The 15573-nt window shown below is 69.6% G+C and carries 14 protein-coding genes; 9 read left to right on the forward strand and 5 right to left on the reverse strand.

All coding sequences use genetic code 11. The features are described from left to right. The first annotated feature begins 1 nt into the window (after window position 1). Together purF and VFV19_06445 are read left to right on the forward strand one after the other, a co-directional pair. Window positions 2-1453 carry an amidophosphoribosyltransferase gene (gene purF, locus VFV19_06440; protein HEX4823932.1) on the forward strand — a complete coding sequence of 484 codons (1452 nt, stop codon included), beginning with the start codon at window positions 2-4 and terminating at the stop codon, window positions 1451-1453. A 13-nt stretch (window positions 1454-1466) separates the two neighbouring features. Further along, window positions 1467-2369 (forward strand): hypothetical protein, encoded by a 903-nt coding sequence (locus VFV19_06445; protein ID HEX4823933.1) that lies wholly within the window; start codon window positions 1467-1469, stop codon window positions 2367-2369. A gap of 3 nt (window positions 2370-2372) precedes the next feature. Here VFV19_06445 and VFV19_06450 read toward each other — a convergent pair whose 3' ends face one another. Next, window positions 2373-2957: a TMEM175 family protein gene (locus VFV19_06450; GenBank protein ID HEX4823934.1), complete on the reverse strand. Its 585-nt coding sequence runs from the start codon at window positions 2955-2957 to the stop codon at window positions 2373-2375. A 62-nt stretch (window positions 2958-3019) separates the two neighbouring features. Between VFV19_06450 and VFV19_06455 the strand changes: the two genes are divergently transcribed. The 7 genes from VFV19_06455 to VFV19_06485 all read left to right on the forward strand — a co-directional run bounded on the left by VFV19_06455 (window position 3020) and on the right by VFV19_06485 (window position 9938). Further along, complete coding sequence (locus tag VFV19_06455; GenBank protein ID HEX4823935.1) at window positions 3020-3664, forward strand: CvpA family protein; 645 nt, start codon at window positions 3020-3022, stop codon at window positions 3662-3664. Between the two features lie 61 nt (window positions 3665-3725). Further along, window positions 3726-5294, forward strand: a complete 1569-nt coding sequence (locus VFV19_06460; GenBank protein ID HEX4823936.1) for an FAD-dependent thymidylate synthase — start codon at window positions 3726-3728, stop codon at window positions 5292-5294. Between the two features lie 9 nt (window positions 5295-5303). Next, the gene (locus VFV19_06465) at window positions 5304-5528 is read left to right on the forward strand and encodes a rhodanese-like domain-containing protein (GenBank protein ID HEX4823937.1); all 225 of its coding nucleotides are present in this window, start codon (window positions 5304-5306) and stop codon (window positions 5526-5528) included. A gap of 18 nt (window positions 5529-5546) precedes the next feature. Next, entirely contained in the window at window positions 5547-6524 is a 978-nt protein-coding gene (locus VFV19_06470) for an ion channel (GenBank protein ID HEX4823938.1), read from the forward strand. Continuing rightward, window positions 6511-7986, forward strand: a complete 1476-nt coding sequence (locus VFV19_06475; GenBank protein HEX4823939.1) for a hypothetical protein — start codon at window positions 6511-6513, stop codon at window positions 7984-7986. Before VFV19_06470 ends, VFV19_06475 begins: the two co-directional genes overlap by 14 nt. A gap of 15 nt (window positions 7987-8001) precedes the next feature. Continuing rightward, on the forward strand, window positions 8002-8994 hold the full coding sequence (locus VFV19_06480; protein HEX4823940.1) for a hypothetical protein: 993 nt from the start codon (window positions 8002-8004) through the stop codon (window positions 8992-8994). Next, window positions 8982-9938 carry a hypothetical protein gene (locus tag VFV19_06485; GenBank protein ID HEX4823941.1) on the forward strand — a complete coding sequence of 319 codons (957 nt, stop codon included), beginning with the start codon at window positions 8982-8984 and terminating at the stop codon, window positions 9936-9938. Before VFV19_06480 ends, VFV19_06485 begins: the two co-directional genes overlap by 13 nt. An 88-nt stretch (window positions 9939-10026) precedes the next feature. Here VFV19_06485 and VFV19_06490 read toward each other — a convergent pair whose 3' ends face one another. From VFV19_06490 to VFV19_06505, 4 genes are read right to left on the reverse strand one after another with little or no spacing between them, the layout of a single operon-like run. Continuing rightward, complete coding sequence (locus tag VFV19_06490; GenBank protein ID HEX4823942.1) at window positions 10027-12036, reverse strand: hypothetical protein; 2010 nt, start codon at window positions 12034-12036, stop codon at window positions 10027-10029. Between the two features lie 19 nt (window positions 12037-12055). After that, on the reverse strand, window positions 12056-12949 hold the full coding sequence (locus VFV19_06495) for a molybdopterin-binding protein (GenBank protein HEX4823943.1): 894 nt from the start codon (window positions 12947-12949) through the stop codon (window positions 12056-12058). Between the two features lie 31 nt (window positions 12950-12980). After that, window positions 12981-14156: a 4-hydroxy-3-methylbut-2-enyl diphosphate reductase gene (locus VFV19_06500; GenBank protein ID HEX4823944.1), complete on the reverse strand. Its 1176-nt coding sequence runs from the start codon at window positions 14154-14156 to the stop codon at window positions 12981-12983. A gap of 40 nt (window positions 14157-14196) precedes the next feature. Then, window positions 14197-15555 carry a transglycosylase SLT domain-containing protein gene (locus tag VFV19_06505; GenBank protein HEX4823945.1) on the reverse strand — a complete coding sequence of 453 codons (1359 nt, stop codon included), beginning with the start codon at window positions 15553-15555 and terminating at the stop codon, window positions 14197-14199. Between the last annotated feature and the right edge of the window lie 18 nt (window positions 15556-15573).

Genomic DNA, 15573 nt, shown 5'->3' on the forward strand with positions numbered 1-15573 from the left:
GATGTGCGGGTTCATCGGCGTCATCGGTGCGGACGACGCGGTCCGTGAGATCTACGACGGACTGGTCGCGATCCAGCACCGCGGCCAAGACGCGGCGGGGATCATCACGTACGACGGCGGCCGGTTCCACGTCAAGAAGGGCGAAGGGCTGGTCCGCGACATCTTCACCGCCGCGAACGTCGATCGTCTGAAAGGCAACCTCGGCCTCGGCCACGTCCGCTACCCCACGGTCGGGTCCGGCGGAGGCGAGGACGCGCAGCCGTTCACGGTGAACTTCCCGTTCGGCATCGCGATGGCCCACAACGGCAACGTCGCCAACTACGAAGAGCTCCGCGGCGACCTCGAGCACGACTCGCTCCGCGTCCTCTACTCCGGCTGCGACGTCGAGGTGATCTTGAACGTCTTCGCCGGCGCCCTCGCGCGCTCGGCGAACGGCATCTTCACCACCGCCGCGTACCACGCCGCCGTCAAAGAGGTCTACCGCACCGTCCGCGGCGCCTACAGCGTCGTCGGCTTCATCGCCGGCCACGGCCTCTTCGCCTTCCGCGACCCGTACGGGATCAAGCCGATCGCCGTCGGAAGACGCGCCACGCAAGGGGGCTACGCCTACGCCGTCGCCTCCGAGAGCGTCGTGCTCTCCACGACCGACTTCGAGCTGATCCCTGGCTGCGCCCCCGGCGAGGCGCTCTTCATCGACCTCGAGGGCACGATGAGCCGCGAGCAGGTCGCGGAGCCGCGCCATCACCCGTGCGTCTTCGAGTTCGTCTACTTCGCGCGCCCCGACTCGTACCTCGAGGGGATCTCGGTCTACGAGGCCCGCATCCGGATGGGCGAGCGCCTCGCCAAGGTCTTCATCGACGAAGGCCACACCGCCGACGTCGTCGTCCCGATCCCGGACTCCGCGCGTACCGCCGCGCTTTCGATGGCGCAAGCGCTGAAGGTCCCGTATCGGGAAGGGCTCGTCAAGAACCGCTACGTCGGCCGCACCTTCATCATGCCGTCGGACGGCGAGCGCAAGCGCTCGCTCCGCCACAAGCTGAACGCCATCGGGGAAGAGTTCAGGGGCAAGGACGTCCTCCTCGTCGACGACTCGATCGTGCGCGGCCACACGAGCAAGCAGATCGTGCAACTCGTCCGCCAGGCCGGCGCCCGGCGCGTCCTCTTCGCCTCGATGTCGCCGCCGCTCATCCACCCCTGCGTCTACGGGATCGACATGAGCACGCGCCGCGAGTTCATCGCGCGCGACCGGACGCACGCCGAGGTCGCGCACGAGATCGGCGCAGATGCCGTCATCTATCAGACGCTCGACGATCTCGTCGGTGCCGTCATCGAGAAGAACCCCGAGATCCCGCGCATGTGCACCGCGTGCTTCTCGGGCGATTACCCGACCGGCGACATCACGTCGTCGATGCTCCTCCAGATCGAGCACGAGCGGATCGCGCAGGAGCACTGAGCGGCCAAGTGCGATGCGCGCGCGGCTCGACCTCCCCACCGGCTTCTCCTTCCGCCGCACCGTCGCCAGCCACGGCTGGTGCGATCTCGCGCCGTTCCAGGCCGCGAAGGACGCGCGCACGCTGACGACGATCGTCGCGATGCCCGGCGGCGGCGCGCGCCGCCTGACGATGCGCGGCGACACGAATCACATCGAGATCGAGTCGCCGGGAGCGGCAACGGCCAAGGAGAAAAAGACCCTCACCGCCGCCGCGCGCCGCGTCCTCGCCTTGGACGTCGACATGTCCGAGTTCCACGACACCGTGAGGAAGGACGACCGCTATCGCTGGATCGCCGACGGCGGCGCCGGCCGCCTGCTCCGCAGCCCCACCGCGTGGGAAGACGTCGTCAAGCTCGTCCTGACGACGAACTGCTCGTGGGCGTTCACGAAGAAGATGACGAGCGCCCTCGTCGAGCGCTACGGCGAGCAGGACAGAGAGGGCGCCCGCTCGTTCCCGACCGCCGCACGCATGGCGGAGGTGAAGGAGCGCGACTACCGCACCATCATCAAGGCCGGCTACCGCTCACCGTTCCTCGCCGCCTTGAGCCGCGGCGTCGTCACCGGCACCTACGACCCCGCCGCCTGGGACGCCGACGCGCGCGACGCCGAGATCCTCCGCAAGGAAATGATCAAGCTCCCCGGTGTCGGCCCCTACGTCGCCGAGAATCTGCTCAAGTTTCTCGGCAAGCCGTACGGCCTCGCCCTCGACTCCGCCATCCGCGCGAAGTACTGCGAGCTCTACCACGGCGGCCGCAAGATCAAGGACACGACGATCCAGCGCCGCCTCGCGCCTCTCGGCCGCTGGGCGCCGCTCGCGCTCTGGTTCGATCTGTGGAAGGCGTGGGTGGGGGAAGAGGAAGGGAAGATGTGGGGCTAGGGCTCACGCTTCGTGCTGCTTGAACGATCGCTCGATCCGCCGATCCGGCACGAGCCAGATGATCGCGACGCTGACGTAGAGCGCCTGCGCGAGCCACGGCGCGAACGACGTGGCGATGAGGCCGGCGATATAGATGACGGGGGAGAGCTTGCCCTTCCAGTCCTTGCCGATCGCGGCCTTCAGTCTCGAGTGCGGTCCCTGCGACGCGATGATCGTGAGCTGGAGGACGTAGTAGGCGATTCCGGCGCCAAGGAGGACGACGCCGTACAGCGCGGAGGGGAGCGCGGCGAAATGGTTCTCGCCCATCCAGCCGGTCGCGAAGGGGAAGAGCGAGAGCCAGAAGAGGAGATGCAGGTTGCTCCAGAGCACCGACGCGGTCACCCGCTCGAGGGTGTGAAGCATGTGGTGGTGGTTGTTCCAGTAGATGCCGACGTAGACGAAGCTGAGGACGTAGCAGAGGAAGGTCGGGATGATCGGAATGAGCGCATCGACGGTGACGCCGTGAGGCACCTTCATCTCGAGCACCATGATCGTGATGATGATGGCGATGACGCCGTCGCTGAACGCTTCCAGCCTGCCTCTGCCCACGGTCGTCCTCCGCTTCCCGGCGCACGATCCTACATGGACTCGCCTGCGGTACCATGCGTCCCATGAACGTTCTCGACTGGATCCTCGTCGCCCTCTTCGCGTTCGGGTTCGTGATGGGGCTGATGCGCGGTTTCACGCGGATCCTGATCGGGATCCTGTCGCTCCTGGTCGCGTTCTTCCTGGCCAACCGGTACCAGGAAGGGCTGGCGCAGGTTCTGATGGGGCGCCACGTCGGTGAGACGCCGGCGCGGGTCGCGGCCTATCTCCTGATCTTCGTCGGGACGATGGTCGCGGGCGGGCTCGTCGCGTTTCTGGTCGGCAAGATGTTGAAGGTCGCGATGCTGTCGTGGGCCGACCGGATGGCGGGGGCGGCGCTCGGGCTCGTCGCGGCCGCGCTGGCGGCGGCGTTCATCGTGCATCCGATCGTCGTGTCGACGAAGGGCGGGTCGCAGCTCCTGGCAACGTCGAAGCTGGCGCCGTACGTGGCGGTCGTCGCCGACATCGGGAACGCTGTCGCGCCGGATGCCGTCGCGCAGAAGTACGAAGCGGGGATGGAGACGCTGCGCAAGGTGTGGCGCGGCGAGGCGGCGCCGGAGCTCGACGCGGTGAAGAAGAAGATCACGCAGGCGGTCGACGCCGGAACGAAGGCGACGAAGTCGGCGGTCGAGAAGACGGAGAAGGCTGTCTCCGGCACGCCGAAAAAATAGGGACAGTCACCGCGTCAGAAAAACGTGGTTCCTGTCCCCGTGCTGCTAAAATCTCCGCCTGATGGCCGAGCCGATCCCGCTTCAGGTTCCCGAAGGATCCCCCGAGCCGCGCATCCGGATCGTGCGGCACTTCGTCAAGCCGTTCAACACGGTGCTGACGACGGCGCGGACCTGTTATTCGTCGAAGGGCCTCATCGAGGACTCGGATCTAAAGCCGGGAGGTGAGGGGCTTGCCCGCGACCTCTACGAGGCAGGGCACCACACCACGATCCAGCACGCGTACTTCCAGTTCGCGATGGAGAACGTGTCGCGGCAGTTCCTCTGGTCGTTCCTGCACGCGCACCCGTTCTACAACTCGGAGCAGGTGAGCCAGCGCTACGTCAAGGTGCGCAAATCGAACTGCTTTGTACCTCCTTTGACTGGCGACGCGAGGGCGATCTATCTCGAAGGCGTGGAACAGCAGCTCGCCTTCTACCGCGAGCTGAATCAGGTTCTCCTCCCGCTCGCCGAGACGGCGTATTTCCAGCGCTTCCCGGCACGCCGAGGGAAGGACGGCTACGCGAAAGAGATCGAAAAGAAAGCGCAGGAGATCGCGCGCTACGTCCTGCCGATCGCGACGTGCGCGTACCTCTACCACACGGTGTCGGCGCTCACGATCCTGCGGTACTGGAGGATGTGCGAGCACGCCGACGTTCCTTACGAGCAGAAGTTGGTCGTCGGGAAGATGGTCGAGGCGCTCCTCGCGATCGATCCGGAGTACCGGAGGTTGCTCGAGGAGCCGGTGCCGGTCGAGGAGACGCCTGAGGCGGCGTTCTTCGCGGCGCGGCCGGAGCTGGCGTCGCGGACAGTGCGGTCGGAGTTCATCGCCGAGTTCGACGCCTCGCTCGGCGGGAGGATGTCGAAGCTCGTCGACTGGAAGGCGCGGGCGGAGGAAGAGACGGCGCGCGCGGTGCGCGAGGTGCTGGGCGTTCCGTCGTCCAGGATGACCGACGACGAGGCGATCGCGCTGGCGTGCGATCCTTCGCGGAACGCCACGCTCGGTCAGGCGCTGAACGTGACGACGTTTGATAAGCTCACGCGGGCGATGCACCACCCGGCGTACACCTTCCGGAAGAAGATCTCGCACGCAGGCGACTCGCAGGATCAGCGGCACCGGATGACGCCGGCGAGCCGGCCGATGCTCGCGGCGCACGCGACGGGGGAGCCGGACTACGCGGTGCCGGCGCTCGTGCGGCAGGACCCGAAGGTCGAGCGGCGCTACCGCGAGATGATGGTCCGCGTGTGGGAGCGGATCGGCGCGTTGCAGTCGATGGGCGTGTCCGACGAGTTCGCCCTCTACTTGCTGCCCAACGCGGTCAACGTTCGCTACACCGAGTCGACCGACTTTCTGAACCTGCGGCACAAGCACGTCATGCGCCTCTGCTACCTCGCCCAGGAGGAGATCTGGCAGGCGTCGGTCGACGAGGCCGAGCAGGTGCGCGCCGTCCATCCGCGCCTCGGCGCGCAACTTCTGCCGCCGTGCGGCGTGCGTAAAGAGGCTGGGACGAAGCCGTTCTGTCCCGAGGGGGCACGCTTCTGCGGCGTGCCGGTCTGGAACCTCGCGCTCGAAGACTATCGCCGCGTCATCTAGGATGGCGGCATGGCCGAGCCGCTCGTCGTTCCCCAGATCTCCCGGCAAGAGCTGCTCAGGCGCCTCTACGACCCGTCGCTGACGATCGTCAACGCGCTGGCGCGTAGCGCATGGGAGGCGGCGCGGATCCCGGGCTCGCTGTCGCTGCCGGTCTCGGAGATCCCCACGAAGGCCGGCGAGGTCCTGCCCGACAAGAACGCCGACATCGCGGTCTACTGCGCCAGCCCCACCTGACACGCCGACGTGAAGGCCGTGGGCCTTCTTCAGGAGATGGGCTACACGCGCGTCCGCGCCTTCGATGGCGGGATGGCCGAGTGGAGCGAGGCCGGTCTTCCGGTCGATCGCGGGGCGGAGCTGCCCCGGGCGCCGCACGCGGCTTCGCCGTTCGTCGCCTCCGTTCGAAGCGCGCAGCAACGGCGGCCGAGACCGCTGGCGATCACGGAAACGGTCCCGCGCTCGTGGACGGTCAAGCGACTCCTCGTCACGTGGCTCGCGATCAATCTCGTCTTCGGCTTCCTCTACTGGGGGTTGAGCTTCCTCCCCGGCCAGGGGCTCCGCGAGCTCGGCCAGCCGCTCGGGCACGAGGCGGCCGACCTCCTCGAGGCGATCTACTTCAGCTTCGTCACCGGCCTCTCGATCGGCTTCGGCGACGTCGTGCCGAACGGGATCCTGCGCCTGCTGGCGATCATCGAGGGCGCCGCGTGCCTGCTCGTCTTCGGCGCGATCATCTCGAAGCTCTCCTCGGGGCGGCAGGAGGAGATGACGGCGGAGATCCACCGGATCGCCTTCGAGGACCGGCTCGGCCGCGTCCGGACGAACCTCCACCTGGTCGTGCGCGAGATCCAGGAGATCGCCGAGCACTGCCAGGGTGGCCAGGAGCCGTCGGAGGCGCTCCTCACGCGGATCGAGAGCGCGGCGGCGGTCTTCTCGGGGGAGATGCGGGCGATCCACGACCTGCTCTACCGCCCGCAGACGATCCCCGGCGAGGACGTGATGGAGTCGATCCTCGCGCACCTGGATGGCGGCCTGCGCGAGTTCGCGGCGCTCCTCCAGTGTCTCAGCCCCGAGCGCCGGCGCTCGGCGGCGCTCGCGACGAACCTCAGGACGATGGCCGGCCTCGCCGAGGAGATCTGCGGCGAGTGCGTGCCCCGCGAGTACGCGCCGCACCTCAAGCTCTGGATGGATCGCGTCCAGTCGCGCGCGACGGGATTGACGGTTGTCCCGTCGTAGGTCGGCGCTCGCCGGCGCCCTCGGCGTTTTCCTCCTGACTGCGTTCGTCGTCGGAAGCATCCGTCTCGCCGGGCCGCCGATCTACGACACCGACGGCTGGTACCACGTGAAGTACGCGGAGGTGGTCAGGCACGATGGGCTGTCGCGGAGCTTCCCCTGGTTCCAGGAATCGTTCCTGAAGGACCGGTTCGCCGACCTGAACATCCTGTACCACGCGCTGCTCATCCCGTTCACGCTCGGCGACCCGCTGCGGGGCGCGCAGGCGCTCTCGGTCCTCCTCGCGGCGGTGACGATGACGATCTTCTGGGGGACCGTCCGGTCGCTGCGCGTCCCGTGGCCCGCGCTGTGGGCGATCGGCCTCTTGGCTCTGGCGCCCGAGATGACCTACCGGATGACGTACACGCGCCCGGTCGTCCTCGCGATCGGGCTCGCCCTCGCCGGCACGGGCGCGATCCTGCGCGGGCAGGCGCGCCTCGCCGCCGCGCTGACGTTCGTCTACGCGCATTGGCACTGCTCGTTCCATCTGCTGCCGTGCGTCGCGCTGCTCCACGACGTCGTCGCGCCGGCGCCCGGCCGCTCCCGCTTTCGCACGACGCTGTGGACCGCCGGCGGCGCGCTCGCCGGGATCACGCTCAGTCCCTACTTCCCGAACGACTTCAGGATGTGGTGGGTCTCGAACGTCGAGGTGCTCCGCGCGTCGTGGGCGATGGGGGACACGTTACGGATCGGAACCGAGCTCTTGCCGCTGCCGCCGATGGAGCTGCTGCTGCGGAACTTCGGGGTCTTCGTCGTCTTCGCGGCGGCGCTGCTCGCGATCGGCTACCGCCGGCGCGTTCCGGAGGAGGCGCGCACGCTCCTGCCGGTCGCGGGCGGGTTCCTCGTCCTCGCGTTCCTGAGCCAGCGGTTCATCGAGATGGCGGCGCCGTTCACATTTCTCCTGGCCGCGGTCGCCGTCCGGGACGTGGTGGCGGACCATCCCATTGGGGACGAGAGGCAGCGCCGGGCGGTTCTCGTGGCCTCGCTCTTCATCGCCGCGATCCTCTGGCGCACCTGGGCCGCTGACCGCGCGGCGGCGGCCGACGAGGATCCGCCGCAGTATCTCGAGGCGTCGGCGTGGATCAAGGACCACGTGCCCCCCGGGGAGACGATCTTCCACCTCGGCTGGGACGAATTCCCCGAGCTCTTCTACGCCGACGGGACGCATCACTACCTCGTCGGCATGGACCCCACGTACATGTGGGTGACGAGCCGCGAGCGGACCCTCCTCTGGACGCAGATCGCGCGGGGCCAGGCCGAGGATCTCTACGGCGCGATCCGGAATACGTTCGGCTGCCGCTGGGTCTTCCTGCCGGCGCGCTACGTCACCTTCTCGCGCCGGATCGAGGGCGACCCGCGGTTCCACGTCGTCTGGGCCAACCTGTTCACCTCGGTCGTGCACCTCGAAGACCCGCCGGCGCGGTAGACTCTCGCTCCGCCCATGATCCGCTCCGCGACGCACTCGTCGTACCCGCGCATCGGCAACGCGCCGTGGGACCAGGAGCTGCGCCGCGTCGCGAGGGAGCGCGAGCGCGGACAGGCGGACGATGCGACGGTCCGGCTCGTCGAGGACGAGGTGGCGTCGATGGTCGTCGCCGAGCAGAGCCGGGCGTTCGTCGACGTCGTCACCGACGGGCAGGTGCGCTGGAGCGGACCGCTCTCCCACGTCGCCGGGAAGCTCCGGGGGGTCACGCTCTGCGGTCTGACGCGGTGGTTCGAGACCGGGCTCTACGATCGCCGGATCGTCGTCACGGGCGACGTCGCGCGGAACGGACCGATCCTCGTGCGCGACGCGCGGCAGGCGCTCGACGTCCGGCCCAAGGCGCTCAAGGCGGCGCTCCCGGGGCCGGTCACGCTCGCGCGCCTCAGCCGCGATCGGCACTACGGCGACGTCGCGTCGCTCGCGCACGCGTACGCGTCGGCGCTCGCCGACGAGGCGCGCGACCTGAGAGCGGCGGGGATCCTCCACTTCCAGCTCGAGGAGCCGATGCTCTGCCGGGTGGCGGACGATGCGGAGCTGGCGGCGGCGACCGCGGCGACCGTGTTCGATGCCTGCGGCGAGGGCGCGACGACGGTGCTGTCGACCTACTTCGGCGATCTCGGCGCGCTCTCGGATGCGCTCGCGGCGCTTCCGGGCACGCACCTCGGCCTCGACATGGTCCACGGCCAGGCGAACTGGCCGCTCCTGGCGCAGCTGCCGGAAGGACGGGGCGTCCATCTCGGCCTCTTCGACGCGCGCACCTCGCGGCTCGAGACGGCGAACGAGGTCGCCGAGCGCCTCGCGCCCTACCGCGAGATCCTGATGGCGCGGGACACGATGGTCGGGCCGCAGTGCGGCCTCGAGCTCATCCCGCGCGACGCGGCCTTCGACAAGCTTCTCCAGGCGCGCTACCTCAAGGAGCGACTCGAGAGGGAGTGGCGATGGCGCTCCTGACGTCGACGATCGGGTCGTTCCCGAAGCCGCCGGCGCTCCACGAGGCGCGCCGCCGCTTCCGCGACGGCGAGATCGACGCCGCGGCGCTTCGCGAGGTCGAGGACGAAGCCGTACGCCGCGCCGTCGATTTCCAGGAGGGCCTCTGCCTGAGCCTCCTCGTCGACGGCGAGATGGACCGCGCCGACCCGATCACCACGTTCGCCGAGGGGCTCTCCGGGATCGAGATCGACGGATGGGTGCGCGTCTACGGCGACCGCTACGTTCGCCGGCCGAGGATCGTCGGTCCCTTGGGTCGCGGCGTCGCCGCGACGGCCGACCGCTGGGCCTTCGCGCGCGACCTCACGCGCGGCGTGATGAAGGCGGTGATCCCCGGCCCGTACTCGCTCATGGACGCCGCGTTCGACGAGCACTACCCCTCGCGCCGCGAGGCATGCCTGGCGTTCGCCGCGATCGTGCGCGACGAGGCGCTCGCGCTCGTCGCCGCCGGCGCCCGTGAGATCCAGCTCGACGAGCCGTCGGCCGGGGCGCGCGCGGGCGAGGTCGCGCTCCTCCACGAGGCGCTCGAGAAGGTCACGGCACCGCTCCGCGGCCGCGCGCGCGTCTGGCTCTACCTCGGCTACGTCGACTTCGAGGCGGTCGGGAGGGATCTCGCGTCGCTCCCCGCGCAGGGCCTCCTCGTCGCAGGCGCGCACTGCGACTACGAAGGGCTCGAGGCGTTCACGCGTGCGCTGCCCTCCGATCGCGTCGCCGGCGTCGGCATCGTCGACGTCGTCGATTCCCGCGTCGAGACGGAGGACGAGATCCGCGGCCGTGTCGCGCGACTGAGCGAGCTCCTGCCGCCCGACCGTCTGTGGGCCGTCCCTGACGGCGGCCTGCGCGCATTGCGCGTCGACGTCGCCCGCGCGAAGCTCGCCGCGATGGCCGCCGCAGCTCGGGGACAGTAACCAAGTTTTTCTTACACAGAGGGAACAGCTTCCGAAACTTGCTGTTCAAAGTTTCGGAAGCTGTTCCCTCTGTGTAAGAAAAACTTGGTTACTGTCCCCGCAGCGCGGCACGCGCCGCATCCAGCAATGGCTGAGCCGAGAGCGGCGCGCCGACGGCGCCGCGCATCCATGCGTCGGGGGTCAGCCGGCCCTGGCGCGCGACGCGCTCGAACTCAGCGCCGAACTTCGGGACGCGAACCGTCTTCGCGACCTGGAACGCGATGATGTGGCCGAGCGGATAGTCGGGCAGGTACATCCCGTACGAGATCATGTGCGAGTAGACGGCGAGGAGGTCGACGTCCTTCACGCCGAAGAGCGGCGCGTAGTACCGGTTCCAGACGTCGCGCGCGATGCGCAGGGTCTCGACGCGCAGCTGCGCCGGCGTGACGTCGGGATGGGCGTACATGTAACGCCAGACGCCCATGTCGACGAGGGCGACGCCGCCGATCTCGTAGGCGCCCCAGAGGTCGTTCAGCGCCTCCTGCTTCGCGCGCTCCTCGTCCGAGCCGGCGAGGCCGAGCAGCTCGAGGTCGCGCCCCTGGAACACGAACGCGAGCGCCTCGGTGAAGGCGTTGTTCGGGACGCCGTTCAGGAACCAGTGGTCGATCTCGCCGAGCGAGAACGACTGCTCGACGTTGTGCCCGAGCTCGTGGATCGCGATGTTGTAGCCCTTGTAGAGCATGCCGCCCGACGGGATGCGCGTGCGCAGGTGGGCCTTGTCCTCGCGGCGGACGGCGCCCATCGCGTGGCCGGCGCCGCGGGACGGATCGACGACGATGCGCTCCGCGAGCCACGATGCCTTCTCCGCCGTGAAGCCGAGGCCGGTCAGGATCGACGGCAGCCCCGCCTGGAACGCCTCGACGCTCGGGTACTTGGCCTTCGTGATCGCGTCGAGCTCGGCTTCGCTCTTCCCGGCGCGGGGCGAGAAGCCGGCATACCAGATGTCGAACGGCTCGAGCGGCCGCCCGAGGCGCTTCACGATCAGCGCGGCCAGGTCCTTGACCTCGGCCGACGACAGCACCGAGACGAGGAGCTGCTCGACCTGCGTCTCTGGGATCTGACGGTCGAGCTCGAATTTCCGGTCGATGTAGGTCGGTGCCGTGGGGCAGTACGGGTCGGCCAGGCGCACCGCCTGGAAGGTGTCGAGCAGCTTGCGGTAGCGCGTGTCCGGCTCGCGGTCGGCGTCGGCGGCGGGGGACCACGGATTCCACGTGCGATCGCCGCGGTCGATGACGTCCTTGGGGATCTCCTGCCGCACGATGCGCGTCATGACCTCGTAGATCGCGCGCTGTTTCGCGAGCCCCGCGGCGCCCTCGGCGTAGTGCGACTTCAGCTCGTCGCGGAGCCCCCAGTGCGTGATCACCGAGAGCCCGTCGGGGAATCCGAGGGGCTTGCCGCTCCGGTCGACGAGCTTGTCGAGCCGGATGTTGTAGCCGGCGATGTACTGCTCGGCGGCGGTGAACGCCTTCGTCGCCTCCTGCTGGATCTCGGCCGGAACGCGAACGGCGAAGCGGTCCATCATCCGCGAGCGCGCCCAGGTGTCGCGCGACCACGACCCGCCCGATGTCAGACGCTCGGCGAGCGTGTGCACCGGGAAGTTCAGGAGCGCGACGAACGCGACCTTCGTCTTGAAGAGATCGTCGTCGACGTGGGCGGCGAGATCAAGATCGCCGAGCTTGAGGTCGAGCGGGGAGACCGGCCCCGTGTCGAGGTCCTGCGGGCTCACGAGCATCCGGCGGATCTCGTGGATGCGGCCGTCGATCTGCTCGAGCACCGTCTCGAGTCGCGCGAAGATCGCGTCGCGTGCGGCGTCGTCGGCCGCGAAGTTCAGGGCGCAGAACGCCGTGAACGCGGCGTCGTCGCCGTCGTCGGCGAACCACCGCTGAGCCGCCTGCGCCACGCCCTGCCGCGCGCGGGCGTCGCTTCCCGGATGGGCGGCGACGATCTTCGCGACCGTCGCATCGACGGTCGCCGGCGCGATCGACGGCTTCGGCGGGGCGGCGAGGACGAGGGTGGGCATCAGCACGCCCGTCGCGAGCGCGAGAAGAGTTCGGACCATGGGAGCCTCACGGGTGGAGTCAGCGGCTGCCGGCGAGCGCGAGGAGGCGGCGGAGCGCGCCTTCGACGAGCGTGTCGGCTTCCTTCTGGGTGGCGGCGAACGACTGGAGGGTCACGCGGATCGGGTCGCGGCGGCGGCCGGCGGGCGGATGCGACTTGATCCACACGCCGGGAAACTCCTCGACGAGACGGTCGAGGACCGGCCGCATCGCGGATTCGTCCGACGTCGGCGCCTCGAGCTCGCGCTCGGCCGACGCGCGCAGCGGGAAGAGGTCACGCAGGCGCTCCGCGGCGCCCTCGAAGACGGCGCGCGTCTCCTCGGGCCGCCCGGGAAGCGCCACGACGGCCGCACCCCCGGTGAGGCGCAGGAGCATCCCGGGCGCGACGCCGGCGGCGTTGGGCAGCGCCTCCGCGCCCACCGGCAGCATGCACATCTTCTCGCGCGGGCGGTCGAGCCCCGTGTTCCCGATGACCCGCGCCTCCTTGAGGGCCCGGTACGCCTCTTCGACCATGTCGCGCGCCGGCGCGCTCAGCGTCAGCGGGAGGTTGAGCGCCTCGGCGACACCGGCGAGGGTGCGGTCGTCGAGCGCCGGCCCGAGGCCTCCCGTCGTCACGATCAGGTGGACGCCGCGGTGCCGCGCCTCGCTCACGGCGTTCGTGATCGAGCGCTCGAGGTCGTCGACGATCGTGACGCGGTGGACGAGGGCGCCGCGTCGCGTCAGCTCGCCGGCGATCCAGCCCGCGTTCCCGTCCCGGACCTGGCCGCGGAGCAGCTCACGCCCCACCACGACGATCTCGGCGTGAAGCGGTCCCTGGCGGTCGACGACGACCTTGGGCGCCGGCGCGGGCGACGGGCGCCGCCTGGCGCCGGGCGCGGGACGGCTGGAGCGGTACGAGGGCTTGGACGGCTTCACGGCTTCTCCGGCCGAGGAAGATAGCAGAGGGTCAGGCGTCGGGGAGCGCGGCGCCGCGGAGCGTGGCGACGCGCCGGATGACGCGCTCGATCTCGGCGTTGGGCGTCGACGCGCCCGCCGTCACGCCGATCGTCCGGCGCCCCGGCGCGAGCCAGCCCGGCGCAACCGCTTCCGCCTTGCGGTGGAGCGGCTGGTGCCGCAAGGCATCGAGCCCCTCGAGGCACGACGCGTCCTGGATGTGGAACGTCGGCAGGCCGTGCTCGATGCCGATCTCGAGGAGGTGCGTCGTGTTCGACGAGTTGTACCCGCCGATCACGAGGAGGAGGTCGAGCGGCGTGCCGGAGACAAGGGCGCGAAGCGCGTCTTGCCGCTCCTGCGTCGCCGAGCAGATCGTGTCGAAGGCGCGAAAGCGCAGCTTCGCCTCGTCCTCGCCGTGGCGCGTGGCGACCGCCCGCCGCACCCGCGCGGCGACGGCGAGCGACTCGCTCGACAACATCGTCGTCTGGTTGGCGCAGCCGAGCCGCTCGAGGTGGACTGCGGGATCGAACCCGGGCGAGACCGCGTGGCGGAACCGCTCGAGGAACGCGGCGGAGTCGCCGCCGTGCTCGATCATCCGCGCGACGACCTCCGCCTCGTCCATGTCGCGGACGATGACGTACCTGCCGGCGCGTGACGCGGTCGCGCGCGTCTCCTCGTGGCTCCACGTCCCGTGGATCAGCGACGTGTAACCGTCCTTGGCGTAGCGCTCGACGTTCTTCCAGACGTTGAGCACCGACCCGCACGTCGTGTCGACGACGACGCAGCCCGCGCGGCGGAGGCGCTCCATCGTCGGCACCGTGACGCCGAAGGCGGGGAGAAGGACGACGTCCTCGGCGCCCAGCTCATCCACCGTCTTGTCATCGAGGAAGCGGATGCCCATCTCCGTCAGGCGACCATTGACGCGAGGGTTGTGGATGATCTCGCCGGTGATGTGGATCGTCCGGTCGGGAAACTTCTCGCGCGTCTCGTAAGCGTACTCGACGGCACGGTCGACGCCGTAGCAGAAGCCGAACTCCTGCGCGAGATGGAACGTGAGATCGCCCGCTTCGAGTTTGAACCCCTCAGTGCGCATCCGGTCGACGAGCGGGCTCGCGTAGTCGCGGACGACCTGGCCGCCGATGACCTGCTTGAGGCCGAAGCCGCGGTTGGTGTAGCGGGGCTCGCCCATGCGGGAAGTCTACAGTCGACAGTCAACAGTCGACAGTCAGCTACTTCAGGACGGGGATGCGGAGCTCCTGGCCGGGGTGAATCGGCGAGTGCGTGCCCAGGCCGTTCGCATCGACGAGGCGCGCGAGCGAGACGCCGTAGTTCGTGGCGATGCGGAAGAGCGTCTCGCCCTTCTTGACGATGTGGACGGCGAACTCGGCGCCGGCCGACGCCGGTGGAGACGGGGGAAGGACGACCGTCTTCTGTGGGTGCTTCGGTTTCGTGTTCAACGCTTCGAGCGTCCCCGCGGGGAGCCAGACCTGCGTGCCGGCGGGGAGCGGCGCGTGCCCGCTCCGTGCCTTCGTCGTCCACGCGGGGTTCATCGCCTGGAGCTTCGCGCCGGGCACGCCGTAACGCGCGGTGAGCGAGGACGCCGGCGCGGAATCTTTGAGCGTGACGACGTCGCCCTCGAGCGCCGGCTCCGGCGTGATCCCCTCGGGGAAGTACTTCGCGGGATCCGCGGCGATCTCGCGCGCGGCGAGGAACTCCTTGTAGAAGTTCTTCGAGGCGAACCCGAAGGCGCGGCCGTCGTACTCGGCGAGGATGCGGACGAAGTCGGTGCCGAAGCGATCGCGCGCAGCCTTCATCCCCTCGACCCCGTGGTTGTACGAGGTGATCGCGAGCGGCCAGCTCCCGAGCTCGGCGTACGCGGCGCCGAGGTAGCGTGCGGCGCCGCGCGAGGCCGCCACCGGGTCGAGCCGCTCGTCGATTCCGGAGGTGACCAGCATGAACTTCTTCGCCGCGGCGCGCGTGAACTGCCAGACGCCGACGGCGCCGGCGGAGGAGCGCGCCTCGACCTGGAACGACGACTCGACGTGGGGGAGATCGGCCAGCCCTTCGGGGAGGCCGAGCTCGCGGAACGACTTCACGAACGCTTCGCGGTAGCGGCCGCTGATCTCGATGCCGCGTCGGAACCGCTCGCGCAGGCCCCGCTGCGAGCGGACGCGGTCGGAGGCGCCGGCGATGCCGTTGTTGCCGGCGATCTCGGTGATCTTGAGCGCGAGCGCCTTCTCGTCGTCGTCGAGCGCGTCGCCGGCCGCGAGCTTCTTCTCGATCGTGGCGAGCCGGGCGGACATCGCCTCCTTGCGGGACTTCACGAAGGCGCGCTGCTCGTCGGTGTAGACGTCGCCGGCGGGCGGCGGCAGCTCGAAGACCTCGTAGACGATCGACGGATGCTCGGTGTCGTGGAGGACGACCTGGGAGAGCGTCCACTGCGACCAGACGTTCTTCCAGAAGTCGACCCCCTCGCGCAGCTCCGGAGGGCACGGGAACGGATCGGCCTCTTGCGCGCGCGCCGTTCCGGCCGATGCGGTGAAAAACACCGCGGCCAGCGCGAGCGAGAACAGCGAGCGGCGCGACACCTGGAGCCTCCGGGCGTG

It is taken from the genome of Candidatus Polarisedimenticolaceae bacterium, assembly GCA_036275915.1.
GTDB lineage: Bacteria > Acidobacteriota > Polarisedimenticolia > Polarisedimenticolales > DASRJG01 > DASRJG01.

Bases quoted from the DNA above. Each gene is read 5' to 3' on its own strand.
- VFV19_06485 (HEX4823941.1), top strand. From the start codon at position 8,982: ATGGCGCTCCTGACGTCGACGATCGGGTCGTTCCCGAAGCCGCCGGCG.
- VFV19_06490 (HEX4823942.1), bottom strand. From the start codon at position 12,036: ATGGTCCGAACTCTTCTCGCGCTCGCGACGGGCGTGCTGATGCCCACC.
- VFV19_06455 (HEX4823935.1), top strand. From the start codon at position 3,020: ATGAACGTTCTCGACTGGATCCTCGTCGCCCTCTTCGCGTTCGGGTTC.
- purF (HEX4823932.1), top strand. From the start codon at position 2: ATGTGCGGGTTCATCGGCGTCATCGGTGCGGACGACGCGGTCCGTGAG.
- VFV19_06460 (HEX4823936.1), top strand. From the start codon at position 3,726: ATGGCCGAGCCGATCCCGCTTCAGGTTCCCGAAGGATCCCCCGAGCCG.
- VFV19_06465 (HEX4823937.1), top strand. From the start codon at position 5,304: ATGGCCGAGCCGCTCGTCGTTCCCCAGATCTCCCGGCAAGAGCTGCTC.
- VFV19_06500 (HEX4823944.1), bottom strand. From the start codon at position 14,156: ATGGGCGAGCCCCGCTACACCAACCGCGGCTTCGGCCTCAAGCAGGTC.
- VFV19_06480 (HEX4823940.1), top strand. From the start codon at position 8,002: ATGATCCGCTCCGCGACGCACTCGTCGTACCCGCGCATCGGCAACGCG.
- VFV19_06445 (HEX4823933.1), top strand. From the start codon at position 1,467: ATGCGCGCGCGGCTCGACCTCCCCACCGGCTTCTCCTTCCGCCGCACC.